At 59.4% G+C, this 13,158-nt stretch carries 9 protein-coding genes; 4 read left to right on the forward strand and 5 right to left on the reverse strand.

Features of this window, described 5'->3' with window-relative positions; translation table 11 throughout:
* Positions 1–21 precede the first annotated feature (21 nt).
* Complete coding sequence (locus HAV21_RS22265) at positions 22–714, reverse strand: S-layer homology domain-containing protein (RefSeq protein WP_243753246.1); 693 nt, start codon at positions 712–714, stop codon at positions 22–24.
* A gap of 777 nt (positions 715–1,491) precedes the next feature.
* On the opposite strand from HAV21_RS22265, the gene HAV21_RS11140 reads away from it, so the two are divergent.
* Both HAV21_RS11140 and HAV21_RS11145 read left to right on the forward strand, forming a co-directional pair.
* Positions 1,492–2,877 carry a PQQ-binding-like beta-propeller repeat protein gene (locus HAV21_RS11140; RefSeq protein ID WP_347877644.1) on the forward strand — a complete coding sequence of 462 codons (1,386 nt, stop codon included), beginning with the start codon at positions 1,492–1,494 and terminating at the stop codon, positions 2,875–2,877.
* A 372-nt stretch (positions 2,878–3,249) separates the two neighbouring features.
* Positions 3,250–5,718 (forward strand): choice-of-anchor L domain-containing protein, encoded by a 2,469-nt coding sequence (locus tag HAV21_RS11145; RefSeq protein WP_243753263.1) that lies wholly within the window; start codon positions 3,250–3,252, stop codon positions 5,716–5,718.
* Between the two features lie 74 nt (positions 5,719–5,792).
* On the opposite strand, the gene HAV21_RS11150 is transcribed toward HAV21_RS11145, so the two are convergent.
* Entirely contained in the window at positions 5,793–8,162 is a 2,370-nt protein-coding gene (locus tag HAV21_RS11150) for a glycosyltransferase family 2 protein (protein ID WP_243753264.1), read from the reverse strand.
* Positions 8,163–8,320: 158 nt separating this feature from the next.
* Between HAV21_RS11150 and HAV21_RS11155 the strand changes: the two genes are divergently transcribed.
* Complete coding sequence (locus HAV21_RS11155; RefSeq protein ID WP_166841751.1) at positions 8,321–9,880, forward strand: chitinase; 1,560 nt, start codon at positions 8,321–8,323, stop codon at positions 9,878–9,880.
* Between the two features lie 12 nt (positions 9,881–9,892).
* The gene (locus tag HAV21_RS11160) at positions 9,893–10,342 is read left to right on the forward strand and encodes a hypothetical protein (protein ID WP_166841752.1); all 450 of its coding nucleotides are present in this window, start codon (positions 9,893–9,895) and stop codon (positions 10,340–10,342) included.
* A gap of 253 nt (positions 10,343–10,595) precedes the next feature.
* Here the strand turns inward: HAV21_RS11160 and HAV21_RS11165 are convergent, their stop codons facing one another.
* Genes HAV21_RS11165 through paaD form a run of 3 tightly spaced genes read right to left on the reverse strand, consistent with a single transcriptional unit; the run spans position 10,596 to position 13,155 of the window.
* On the reverse strand, positions 10,596–11,375 hold the full coding sequence (locus tag HAV21_RS11165) for an enoyl-CoA hydratase-related protein (RefSeq protein ID WP_166841753.1): 780 nt from the start codon (positions 11,373–11,375) through the stop codon (positions 10,596–10,598).
* Between the two features lie 8 nt (positions 11,376–11,383).
* Positions 11,384–12,589, reverse strand: a complete 1,206-nt coding sequence (paaE, locus tag HAV21_RS11170; protein WP_142938157.1) for a 1,2-phenylacetyl-CoA epoxidase subunit PaaE — start codon at positions 12,587–12,589, stop codon at positions 11,384–11,386.
* 8 nt (positions 12,590–12,597) lie between these two features.
* A complete protein-coding gene (gene paaD, locus HAV21_RS11175; RefSeq protein ID WP_166841754.1) occupies positions 12,598–13,155 on the reverse strand; it encodes a 1,2-phenylacetyl-CoA epoxidase subunit PaaD in 558 nt (185 codons plus the stop codon).
* Positions 13,156–13,158 lie beyond the last annotated feature (3 nt).

A 13,158-nucleotide genomic window follows, 5' to 3' on the forward strand; every position in this document is an offset into this window, starting at 1 on the left:
CGGACCCGCTTTTGCGACTCCTTAGCGGGCCTTGTCCGCGATTCGAAAAAGAAACGCCGCCATTGCATCACGCGTGATCAAAGTCAGGGGACGATATGTCCTCTGCCCGGTGTTTTCCGTCCACCCCGTCGAAATGCCTCGTGCGGACAGCCAAGCCATCTCCTTGTAGAACTGTTGTTGCGGGGCTACGTCCTGGAAAGGGGACACGGCCGGCGGAGTGTAGGCCGGGTAGCCTGATGCCCTGTAGAGGAATGCAGCCATCGCGTCACGGGCGATTGGTAGGCCTGGCCGGAAGCTGCTGCTGCCGTCCTGGTTCTCCCATCCGGTTGAAATGCCGGACATGGCCAGCCACGCAATCTCCTTGTAGAACGGGTGGCTGGTTGGAACGTCCACATAGGCGGAAGTCTGAGGAGGTGTCCATGGAGGTGAGCCAGCCATCCGGTAGATAAACGCAGCCATTGCCTCACGGCTGACCGACGTGAGCGGTCGATATGCGGAAGATCCGTCGTTCTCCTTCCAGCCGGCCGAGATGCTCTTTGCCGAAAGCCAAGTCATTTCTTTATAAAACTGCTGGTCGGTTTTGATGTCCTGAAACGGGGAAGCAGCGGGCGCAGCGAATGCATTGGCGGCATCGATATAGGCGAAATAGTCATCCACTGTGGTGAAGACCGTCGACGGAGCAGAACCGGTGAATTCATAACCAACCACCTGCATCCTGAGGCTTCCATGCAAACCGGGGGCCACCCCTACCCCCAAAGCGTAAGCGGACTCGGTCGATGCCCGTTTCATGGAGTCACCGTTGTACTCAATCCAGGCTTTAACGGCCTCGGACTCTTGACCGTCCATGCAGGCATATGACAAGTAGCCTGCCCAGCGGAGGCCCGGTAAGTCTTCCGTTGTGTCAGCTGGCCGGATCCCCAGACGCTGCCAATCATTTGTCCATCCCTGTGCCTGGTCCGTCCCAGCAAGCGTCAGAACAGCCGGCTTCAGCCCATTGGCTTTGCGGTACTTGTTGATGCCATCAAACATTGCCCTCACCGATGGGCGGTTCGAGTAAAGCAAATTCAGGTCTGTGACGGCATGAGCAGTGGAAGAAGCGCTCGCCTGCGTTGGTGCGTGGAGTGTGCCGAGTAAAAGCCCGAAACTGAGAACGACGACAGCGGTCACAGTCCGCCAGGACACCCCGCGATTATGTTGGATGGCTGTTTTCATGAAATCCCCATTTATATAAAGCGCGACAACCGAGCCGCAACAGGCTCAATATATCTGAAAGAAGCATACTTATGAGTAATCTTGCTTTGAACGGCTGCCACTAGCCGTCTTTGATGTAAACGTAACTTGGGGGAATCAATGCACTCACGGATATCTGCCGTGCATGGGCCTACGCGCCAAAAATACGCTGCTCTGGCGGTTGCAGCCGTCGGGGTGTCTCTAACCCTGGGGGCATGTACTGCTCCTGCATCTACTGGTACCCCCTCTCCTTCCACCAATGTGCTGGACAGGAGCGCTACAAGCGCCGGTGCGATCTGGGAAGTAGCCCTCAGCCCTATCGCCCAACCAGAAGTGGCCGACGGCGTCGCCTTGGTCTACGCAAAAACTGCCAGCAGCGTGACTGCCCACGCCGTCTCAGTCACTGACGGGAAGGAATTATGGACCCAGGCGGTTCATCCCGGCATAGGTGCCCCCGGCGTTAGTCTGACTCCTGCCGTAACCAAGACCTCCACAGGCGAAAGCGTGGCAGTGTTTTTACAGGAGTCCGCTGCCCCAAGCACCGACGGTGGCACCTCGTGGTGGACCGCTCCGGTGGCCGTCGACTTGAAAAGCGGCAAAGAGCTTTACCGGGGAGACCCGCAGCTGATCGAGTCCCGTCCGGCCGCCTGCGACGATGAGAAGGACATGTGCTTCACGTCGTTAAACGCCCAAACCCGCCTGACAACGCAGCACAGAGTTGACTTGAGTACTGGCGCGGACTCGACGGGTCCAGAGGTGAATCCCCTTACCGGCAATTTCAGATTGGTGGGCGACGGGCTTTATTCCGTGGTGGAAGGCGGCAAAGAACGGCTTGCCAGAGTATCCGCTGGCGACAAGCTGTGGGAAGCCGACGTGGAGTCTATCTTTGGGCCGGGCGCAACTACCAACCTCGGATGGTCTTTTGAATACTCCAAGAAACTAGACCTCTACATCGGCTCTGTAGGCATCAATCCAACTTCGGAAACTGACTACGTCAGACTCATGGAACAAACCTTTACAGTAGACCTGACCAAACATAGGACTGTAGGTTTCCGCGCCTCTACCGGGGAGAAACTGTGGACAGCCGAGGGCTCCGAAAAATGGTGCTCCAGCGGTGTGGGAAAGACCGAAACAACGCTTATGGATGGCAATGCGTTCCCGGTTCGCTGCGAATACACCCAAGGAACCATGGCTGTACCAGGCGGAACTTACCAAAATGCTGAAGGCAAGCTAGTGGGCTATGACCCGGTCTCGGGCGAGGCAAAGTGGCAGACAACATCCACACCCATCAAAGCAGCTACAGATTTGTTGGTTCCTTCGCCGAGCCGGGGAGACGTGGTGCTGACCGGCGGCCCTGATGGCATGACCATGGTTAACACCCTTAGCGGAGAGAGCCGGGCGGCGACGAAGGATGACGTGTTCCTTTGCTCCGAAGCGGCCACGTACCCCCTGCCAGCCGACGCCCCTTTCCCCGTTCAACCCGAAGGAAACCTGGGAACCGGGGGGTCAACGCTCTACCCCTGCGATAGGAGCGCGAAGGCCGTACCAGCGCTGACCATGGGCACACTCCGCGACATTCCTACCACTGACGAAGGCGTTGCCGTCCTCGCCCGGAATGGCGCCCTCTCCGGCTTCAAGCTTCCCTGACTCAGGGTGGCAGCGGAAACGGACGCAGTGGGTGCCCAGGCTGACGGGCAACCAGCCGTTTGCTGGAAATTAACATCTACCGCCCTTATGGACTTATTTACTAAAAAGCCTTTATGATCACCGCACCAGCAGATTTACACACCCCGTGAAAAGACGCTGATACCAGCCCACCGCAATAGCTCAGTATTGCAACTAAAGCAACATAAAAATTTCCGTTCGCACCCAGGTCCATCACCAGTGAGGCAATTGGTGACGGGCACATGACGTTTTATGAGAGAGCGCCCCTTGAGCAGATCGCCTGACCCCACCGCGCCCATACCCCCTGCGGGGCATCACAAAAGACAGCGCTTTTCCCGATCCAGCCGTACCGTGATGGTTGGTTTTTTCTGTGCTTCGTTGGTCCTCACAGGCCAGACAGCAGCTACCGCCGCTGGTGAAACCGAAAAAGCCGTTACCTTCACCGATGTCCCCGCAGGCATGATGTTCGCCAAAGAAATGTCGTGGCTGGCAAATGAGGGAATCTCCACCGGCTGGTCCGATGGAACATACCGCCCCCTCACTGCCATAAACCGTGACGCGATGGCGGCATTCCTCTACCGGCTAGCAGGCAGCCCTGAGTTCACGGCACCCGGCACCTCGCCGTTCCAAGACGTCAGTCCGGGCCAGCAGCATTACAAGGAAATGGCTTGGCTGCATCAGCAACAAATCTCCACTGGCTGGGACGTGGGAAACGGCAAACGGGAGTACCGGCCCACATCCGCGATTAACCGGGATGCGATGGCGGCCTTCCTCTATCGCTTTGAAAATAAGCCTGAATTCCAAGCACCAACCACGCCTCCGTTCTCTGACATCAGCAGCACCACGCAGTTCTACACTGAGATTTCCTGGCTCCATGCGAAGGGAATCGCTACGGGTTGGGACAACGGAGACGGTACTGCTTCCTACCGTCCCCTTTCGCCCATCAATCGTGATGCCATGGCGGCCTATCTTTACCGGTTGTCGTTGCCACCAGCCGAGGATGGCGTGGTCACCTCGCCGGATACGCTCATCATTGACAGCGCCACCTTGGCACAGAAGTACGTTCAGGGCGATACCACCATCACCTTCAACTCCGTAGGAGCGGGTGCCCCGGATATCGATCCCGGAAACGTACTTGTATCCGGATTCTCAGAATTCACCCCTGACGGGATGCTGGTTCGGGTCCAGCAGGTCACTAATGCCCCCGACGGCAAACAAACAGCCGTTGTTCAACAGGCCACCCTGCCTGACGCCATCTACGACACCAACGGCCTGGTGACGCCAACCACCACCATCGTCAAGCAAGAGTTCCTTCCCGCCGACGGCGTCGAAGTGATCGACAACGCCCAGGCATCCGCTGCTCCTTTCAACCGCAATGGCGCGCGAATTCCGGCAGATGAACTGGCCACAGCCAGCGACGTGTCACTGCCCATTTTCGAAAAGACCTTCAAGTTCTCCGACACCCTAAGTAAATCCGTAACCGGCACAGCGTGGAAGACGGTGGACGTAGAGGGCACCGGCACGCTGGCACTCAGCAGCGAATTCGGCGTCAGTTCCGATGTCAACGCGGAAGTAGATATCCACTGGGCCTCACTCAAACAGGCTAAGTTCACGCTGGACACGGGCTTGTCCGCTGAAACGACAGCAAGGGCAACGGGTACTTTGACCGGCACGGCCGAGAAGAACCTGGGAACCGTCAACACCTGGGCTCACGTCCAAGTGGGGCCTGTACCTGTGGAAATCCAGTTCATTTCCTCCATTGATCTCAAGGCCAAGAGCGAATGGACGGCAGATACGTTCGTCACGGCGGCGGCATCTGCCACCACCACGGTTGGTATGTCCTATAAGGACGGCAACTTCCAGCCTGTAGCTGAGTACGGCGGCAACGCTGAGGCAACGTTCCAAGGACCGCAGTTGACCAGCGAGTCTTCTGTAACCATCGGCCCCACACTGACTGCCAAGTTGTACGGAATTGCTGGCCTCACGGGTGGTTTCGATGCCTATGCAAAGTACGCCACCGGGCCTGAAACGTGCGCCCACGAGGTAGGACTGGCAGGGCGGATAGGCGTGATTGCCGGCGTCGAGGTCTTTGGCATGAAGCTGACAGATGAGTGGAAGAAGGAACTCACCAAGAACCTTGTCCTCTGGCAAGGCGACCTCTGCAAGCCCGTAACACCGCCGGTTGACGACGTCACCGAAGAAGTCTTCGGTGACGGCATTGCCGTACAGGAAAAGGGCGGCGCCGGGGACTCATCCCAGTGGGGCCGGGCCACTGACTACGGCCCCGGTGGTGCTGCGTGGATCCTGTCAACAGGCAACATGCAGAACTCAGTGGGAACACCCGGACAGGAGGCTTCCAGCGATTTGGGAACCCCTGGTAACACCACATTGTCCGAATTCATTGGAGGTCTGCCCACATTCGATGCAGCCTCGTACTGGGCAAAAGTTGTTCCCTCCGGTGACACCCTCCACGTTCGGTATTTCTTCGCCAGCGAAGAATACCCGGAGTATGTAGGGAGCAATTACAACGACGTCATGGGCGTCTTCGTCAACGGCACCAACTGCGCGTTGGTACCCGGGACACAAACCCCGATCAGCGTAAACAACGTCAACGATCACACGAACCAAAACTATTACATTGACAACACCGCCGGAGCAAGCGGATTCAACACCGCCATGGACGGTATGACCACCGCCCTTACGTGTTCAGTTCCGGTGCAACCAGGCGTTCCTGTCACCGTGGAGATTGCAGTTGCTGACACCAGCGACGGCATCCTCGACAGCGCCGTGGCATTGCTCGATGGAGGCATCTGGTCCGACTAGATCCGATCAGCAAGACAGGGCCTTCCGCCATCAGGCGGAAGGCCCTGTTTTTTTGATAAGCCTCCGTAAATCGACTACCGCAGTGAAATTCGACGACGGCGGTCCGTCCCGCCGCGGAGGTCACGGTTGAGCCGGCGGTCACCGTGGTAGAGGATGGATTCCCAATCCACTTCCTCGGGAGTCTTGGGAACAACCAACGATTCCGGCTTGACCTTCTTCTTCGGTTCAACGTAAAGCCAGTTGACCGCCCCCAGGACAACATCCACCACGGAGTTCCACAAGCCGATGTATGCCTGGATGCACCACATGGCCAACACCGCGTTCAGTGAGGCGAAAGCGACGTTGCCCCAATTGCCCTGTTGGGCGTCCCGCCAAACCGTCAGGACAGAGAACGCGACGATTGCGTAGGGAATGAGAACGTAGATGGCGGGGGCTGCTGTGCGGTCCTTGACCTTGGGGGTTCGGACAAAGGGAATCTTGTCCCCTGTGAGGCCTTGCTGGAGAGACTTCAAAACACCGGCCAGGTTGACCGGCAGCAGGATGAGGTTGAAGCCATAGATGCGGAAGATGTCGCTGAAGCGGTGGCCACAATCGCGGAGGTCCGACCCCATGCAGAGGAAGTACGGCAGGGCGGCAATGAAGACTGCAGGGCTGAGGAGCCTACTGTCATAGGGGTACGCCAAGAGGAATAGAAGCCCAAAGCTGGCCCAGGTAATAGACGCCATGTAATTGACGCGCAGGAGAACCTCGCGGATCAGTATCCGTTGGCGTTGACTTCGCCGCTGCGAGAGTTGGTTCCAGAGCTTGGGAAGGATCAGCAGTCCGCCATTTGCCCAGCGTCGACGCTGCACCACCAGGGAACCGAAGTCCGGCGGCGTGGCGCTGTAACTCAAACGCTCCGGATAATTCACCAGGGTCCATCCGTGGGTTCCCAGGTCAATGCTGGATTCCGTGTCCTCAATGACGGTCCGGTCCTGAATATAGGTTCGAATTTCGAACCCGCCAACCGTTTCAACTTCAACGATGTCCTCAATGGCGCATTTGCGGATAATCGCGTTGGCACCCACCCAGAAAGTGGCTCCATGGAACGTCATTCCTTGATGGAGGATGTGCTGAATATCCGTGGTGGCACCGGCAATCCTCTCGATGCGGGTGGGCGCACCGCGGAACGACGAATACGGGGTCTGCGTAACTGCCACACGCTCGTTGCCCGCAGATTCCAGGAAATAGACCAACCGCAGGCAGTAGTCCCGCAGCAGTAGAGAATCGGCGTCCAATGTCAGCAAATAGGTGCTGTCCGGAACCAACACATCGTCTTCACGCGGAACCAGGGACGGGCGAAGCACCACGCTCCCGGCTGTCTCTTCCCGCCGCCACCGCTTACCCATGAGGGAGATGTAGGCGTTGAGGTTCATGGCCTTATTCGCCTCGTGGGAAAGGCTGGCGTAGCGCTTACGTTCAAAAGTCTCAGTGCGGACATTGAAAATCCACGTGAGCCGTAGGTAAAGCTGCTCCATCCGTTCGGGGCTGGGCGCCGTGTTTTGGGCTTTTGCGGCGTCCAGCGCCAACAGAACGAGCCTCAGTTCACGTGCCAGTCCCATGATGACCAGGTCCACAAAGAACTCGTCCACATGGTCTTCTACAGTCTCGGCTTCAGCCATCGCTTCCAGCCACTCCACGGCCGCTTCATATTCCGCAATCAGGAGACCGAGCTCATGGGCTTTGTCTGCTTGATTTACGCCCCGGCTCTCCTCTTGAAGGAGCAATCCGCGCCTCTCCCGGAAGGTATTCAGGGCTTTGTTCGCACGTTCCGCCGGGGAGGACAAAGCATCCGCGATCTGACCCGCCAGCGCCCTGGTCTGTTCAAGGCGGTGAATCTTTTCCGGCTCAGTAGGGTGCGGTGGATCGTCCAAGAGCAAGACCACCCGCAAATCCGGAAACTCCTGGAGTGCAGCCGACCACAGCGTTCCCCTGACCACCTGCGGTTCTTCGGCATAGGAGGGCACCAACACCGTCACGGCCTCTTTATAGTTGGCAAAGTGGGCGTCAAGTTCGCCTCGGGGTACCCTGCGATGCTCCTTGAACCGGTACAGCGCCCCTTGCCGCGCCATAAGGTACATCAAGGCGGAAAAGGTCAAGAACGTCACAACAATGAGGTAGGAAATGGACTCAAATCCGAATCGGAATCCCGAGTTCGGGTTGTCAACAAACTGCCGAATAATGGTGGAAACCACGTAGTAGAGCCAAGCCCCTACCGTCACAAGCATGGCGAGCCTGCCGAGCACGATCTTCCGGGAAGACGGCGTCGGATGAACAATAGCCAACGGTTCAGACCGCCGCTCAGACCCCCATTGCCTCTTCCTACCTGCATTTTCCGGACGGTCCGCAGGATGCTCTTTGGGATCCCGCTCGACGTCGGATAAATCAACCAACTGGTCTGTCATCATTCCCCATCAGACTGTGAACCGCGACTTCCGGACCGATAACCGGTTGAACGTCCGACTTCTGTAACAAAAGCATCGCCGATTGCCCTTATAGTAATCGATAACAGGAGCCTTGGATTCCAGCGCGGTCCATGGAAATTTATTATGTTGGGGGAATAATGTCGAAGCACTTTCCTGGGCGAAAGTTGTCCTGGATTCGGCTCTCCGTGCTGCTGGCCGTTGTAGCGGTAGTTGTAGGGGCCGGCGTCGTTTCCTGGCGGAATTACACCGATACCCGTGCCGCGGCAGGGTCACCATCCCAGTTCATGGGATACGTTGATGTGACCGCAACACCCCGGTACGCCTTTGAGCAGCCGGCCAGCGACACCACCAAATCAGTAGTTTTGTCATTCATCGTGGCGAACGCCAAAGACGGATGCACGCCGTCCTGGGGCAATTTTTATAGCTTGGACGCAGCGGCCTCGGACCTGGACCTGGACCGGCGGATCGCCAGGCTCCGCCAAACCGGTGGCGACGTTGCGGTCTCCTTCGGTGGGCTGGCAAACCAAGAGCTCGCCACCGCGTGCAGGGACGACGAACGGCTCCAGCAGGCCTATTCGACTGTGGTTGAACGCTACGAGCTCAACACCATTGACCTGGACATCGAGGGCACCGCCCTGGCAGACAAAGCCGCCCTTGCACGGCAAGCCAAAGCCATCTCCGCTCTACAGAAGGACCGGCAGGCCGAGGGCAAGAGCCTGTCCGTTTGGTTGACGTTACCCGTGGCCCCATCGGGGCTGACCGCGGACGGGACGGCCGCCGTCGCTCAGATGCTCTCCGGCGGCGTGGAACTGGCCGGTGTGAACATCATGACCATGGATTATGGCGAAAGCAGGGTGGCCGGGCAGTCGATGCTGCAGGCCTCCATCGCGGCCGCCGAGGCAACGCATGCCCAGTTGGACGATGCTTACTCGGCGGCGAAGCAGAGTCTTGGTGCACAGACCCTGTGGCGCAAGATCGGCCTGACCCCCATGATCGGCCAGAACGACATTGTGGCTGACGTGTTCACCCTGTCCGACGCCCAGGGTTTGCACGACTTCGCGCAGGGCAAGGGTGTTGGCCGCATGTCCATGTGGTCCTTGAACCGGGATGCCGAATGCGGGCCTAACTACCCCACCCTGACTGTGGTGTCCGACGCCTGCAGCGGTGTGCCACAAGGCGCCGCGCGTTTCTCCGACGTCCTGGGTACAGACATTGGCTCCAAAGCAACAGCCTCACCCAGCCCGATGCTGCCAACCACCACTGCCACCGCCGTAGTGGATGACCCAGCCACCAGCCCCTATCCGGTGTGGTCGCCGGTAGCCACATACGTGCAGTCGGACAGGATCGTGTGGCAAGGCAACGTCTACGAGGCCAAGTGGTGGACAAAAGAAGACGTTCCCAATGACCCCGTCCCGGACCGGGCAGCGGCCCCCTGGAAACTAATCGGGCCAGTCCTACCCGGCGACCGGCCCAAGCCTGAGGTCACTGTGCCCCCAGGAACTTACCCTGCGTGGTCTGCCACAACCGTCTACCACAAGGGCGACCGGGTGATGCTGGACCAGCGAGTCTTCGAAGCCAAATGGTGGGTCCAAACGCAGAGTCCGGAGGCCGCATTGCAGGGCTCAACGGATTCGGCGTGGAGGAATCTAAGCACCGAAGAATTGGCCAAAGTGCTTGCCGGCCAAGCAGCAAAATAGGAGCAACACAGTATGAGGAAGTACCTGGCTGCGGTGGCATTGCTGACGGCGGCCACTCTTGTCCTGAGCGGATGCGCTCAGGGGCACGACGACGCCAAAGCCAGCGACCTAGGCATCACCTTCGCTTACTCGTTGGCGGGTCACAACGGCAAATTCTGCGAGCACCTGGATAGTTCCAGTGAACAAAGCGTGGATGACTGTAAGAAGAGCGAAGCGGAAGCAGCTGCCAAGCAAGAGGCCAACCAAGAGCCAATAATGTGGGTGCCAAAGATCTACCAGCTGATCCCCGGGAAAGAAAAGATTCTCGGAATAGTGGTGGAGTTCAACCGGGCAGGAAACCAGGAGTTTGTTGCCATTGAAGCGATACGGCGGGGAGACGAGTACAAAATCCTTCGCTGGGCCTACCCGGATAAGGCCGACTACAAGACCGACCGTGCCATCACCAACACCTTTGGTTGGTGAATCCTAGCCTTCTCAGTGCATGAAGCCGCTGCCATCCCAGTCACGATCGTATTTGCCGCAGACGGTGCAGCGCCTGTACCGGCCGCTGCCATCCTCCGAGGATTCCACGTGCCAGCGGTGGCGAAGGTTCAATTTGCACATGATCATCTGGAGCATCGCTATCTCCGTTCAATGCACGCTGACCCGCGGAGGCGTTACATGCGTGTGATCAAGTTTATGCCGCTGCGTGAGGGGAAGGTAGCGGCCGATGGAGCTAGCCCTTGAAAACGGGCGCCCGCTTCTCCTGGAATGCACGGAAACCCTCGGCGTAATCGTCGGTTTTGCAGAGCCGTGCCTGTTCCGAGTTTTCCTCGGCCATGGATGCCCACAGGCCCAGGCGCTGATCGCGGATGTGCGCCACCAGTTCCTTCGAAGCATTGAAGGCCTCAGTGGCGCCAACGGCAACACGCGCAACAATAGCCCGCGTCTCGTCCAGCAAAACATCGGCCGGCATCGCCCGGCTGAACATTCCTTGCTCCACGGCTTCCGCCCCGGAAATAAGGTCCGCGGTGTAGATCAGGTCCAGCGTGCGGTGCATGCCCAGACGTTCCGTGAAGTACCAGTGCCCGCCCGAGTCCAACGTGGCCCCAAGCTTCGCAAACGGGGACCCGAACTTGGCGTTGTCCGCCACGTACACCACGTCCGTGGCCAGCAGCAGTCCCAGCCCAACCCCCAGGCAGGCGCCGTGCGCGGCGGCAAACGTGGGCGCCGGGAACGCAGCCATCTTCCTCAGCAGCGGTTCAACAAGTCCGCCGAGATAAGCCTGGGCATCATCGGTTTCCGGTGTCACCCCTGAAATGTCGCGCCCGGCACAGAAGGCGCGGCCTTCTCCGCGAAGCAGCAGCGCCCGCACCTCACCGCGTGAGGCGGCGGCAGCAGCGTCGTCGTACGCTTTGTCCAGCTGGGCAAGCGCGTCCTCGTTGAGCGAGTTCAGCTTGTCCGGGTAGTTGAGGACGATTTCGGCAATGCCGTTGGCAATGGAGAGCTCGATCATGGGACTCCTTAGACGTCGAAGTCGACGGTAACTTCTTCGCTGGTGGGGTGGGACTGGCAGGTGAGGACGTAGCCTTTGTCCAGCTCGTCCTGTTCAAGGGCGTAGTTCTCATCCATGGTCACCGTACCGGTGATCAGCTTGGCGCGGCAGGTGCCACAAACGCCACCGGCGCACGCGAACGGAACGTCCGGGCGGACGCGCAATGCAGCGTTGAGGATGGACTCGCGGGCGTGGGTGGGGCTGGCTACATCACCGGTCAACCCATCCAGGGTGAAGGTGATCTTGTACGTATCCTGCGACTCGTCCTCCACAACCGGGCGGCCGGCGTTGCCCTCGGGACGATCCGGGCGGCCCGTGGTGAACAGCTCGAACCGCACATGCTCGGGCTCCACGCCGCGGGCAGCGAGGGTGTCGCGGCACAACTGGACCAGCTCGAACGGCCCGCACAGGAACCATTCGTCCACGTCCTCGGCACGGATGGCGCTGCTGAGGAGGGCCTGCAGTTTCTCGGAATCGATACGTCCGGTCATCAGCGGAGCAATGCGCTGCTCGCGGGACAACACGTGGTGCAATGCCAGGCGGGACGGGTACTTGTCCTTCAGGTCCGCCAGCTCTTCGAGGAACATCACGTCCATGGCAGCCTTGTTGGCGTACACCAGGTCAAAAGTTGTCTCCGGATTGGCGGCCAGCAGCGTCCGGGCGATGGCGATGACCGGCGTGATGCCCGAACCCGCGGCGATCGCCACGAAGTTGCCCGGCTCCCCCGCCAGCTCCTCCGGGTGGTTCATGGAGTTCATGACGTTGTGCTGAACCGAGGCGCCGTCTCTGCCGTGCCGGGAGATGAACGCACCCTGCGGGCTCATCACATCCAGGACATCCCCGGCTTTGAGCTCGGCGTTGGCCCACGTGGAGAAAAGGCCGCCCAGGTCTTTTTTGATGGCCACGCGGATCTCGCTGCTGCCGTCCTCAAAGCTGCGCGGCTCTGCGCAAATCGAGTAACTGCGGCGGACCTCGTGCGGCTCACCGTTCTCATCCGGCAGCGTGGCGCGCAGGGCGACGTACTGCCCCGGAAGGTAGTCGTACTGCCCGGCAAGCTCGGCCGGAACACCAAACGTGACCTCAATGGCATCGTCCGTGAGGCGCCGGACTTCCGCGACGGTCAGGTTGTGGAAAGACGCACGACGGCGGCTGGCCGTCTGGGTTTCGGTGGTCATGGAATTCCTTAGAGGACTTTGAAGTAGTCGAACGGTTCCTTGCAGTCCTGGCAGACGAACAACGCCTTGCAGGACGTGGAACCAAAGCGGGTGATTTCCTTGGTGTTCAACGACGAACACTGCGGACATTTCACAGCCAGGCTCAGGCGAATAGGACCGGAGTGGCCCCCGGCGGCAGCCATGCCGCTGGGCGGAGCGATCCCGTACTCCTCCAGCTTGGCCTTGCCGGACTCGGTCATCCAGTCAGTGGTCCACGCCGGAGACAGCACCAGGTTTACGTGCACGCTCGCGTAGCCCTCCTTTTGGAAGGCTGTCCGCAGGTCGTCACCAATGGCATCCATCGCCGGGCAACCCGAGTACGTGGGCGTGATGGTGACCTCGACGGCGGTAGTTGCGGTGCCGCCGTCGTGCTGGCCATCTGCGGTGGCCGCCTCAGGCGACTCAACAACCCGCACGCCGCGGAGAATCCCCAGGTCCTCGATGGTGAGGACCGGGATTTCCGGATCGCAGACCGTGGACGCGATGTCCCAGGCCCGCTGCTCAGCTGTCTTTGACTGCATCGCCATGCT

The sequence above is a fragment of the Paenarthrobacter sp. MSM-2-10-13 genome (assembly GCF_011605365.1).
In the GTDB taxonomy this organism is placed as follows: Bacteria; Actinomycetota; Actinomycetes; order Actinomycetales; family Micrococcaceae; genus Arthrobacter.

What these genes read in the sequence shown, in the direction of transcription:
- HAV21_RS22265 (WP_243753246.1), bottom strand. Translation starts at nt 714, where the DNA reads ATGCAGGTGGTTGGTTATGAATTCACCGGTTCTGCTCCGTCGACGGTC.
- HAV21_RS11155 (WP_166841751.1), top strand. Translation starts at nt 8,321, where the DNA reads ATGTCGAAGCACTTTCCTGGGCGAAAGTTGTCCTGGATTCGGCTCTCC.
- HAV21_RS11145 (WP_243753263.1), top strand. Translation starts at nt 3,250, where the DNA reads ATGGTTGGTTTTTTCTGTGCTTCGTTGGTCCTCACAGGCCAGACAGCA.
- HAV21_RS11165 (WP_166841753.1), bottom strand. Translation starts at nt 11,375, where the DNA reads ATGATCGAGCTCTCCATTGCCAACGGCATTGCCGAAATCGTCCTCAAC.
- paaE (WP_142938157.1), bottom strand. Translation starts at nt 12,589, where the DNA reads ATGACCACCGAAACCCAGACGGCCAGCCGCCGTCGTGCGTCTTTCCAC.
- HAV21_RS11160 (WP_166841752.1), top strand. Translation starts at nt 9,893, where the DNA reads ATGAGGAAGTACCTGGCTGCGGTGGCATTGCTGACGGCGGCCACTCTT.
- HAV21_RS11150 (WP_243753264.1), bottom strand. Translation starts at nt 8,162, where the DNA reads ATGACAGACCAGTTGGTTGATTTATCCGACGTCGAGCGGGATCCCAAA.
- paaD (WP_166841754.1), bottom strand. Translation starts at nt 13,155, where the DNA reads ATGGCGATGCAGTCAAAGACAGCTGAGCAGCGGGCCTGGGACATCGCG.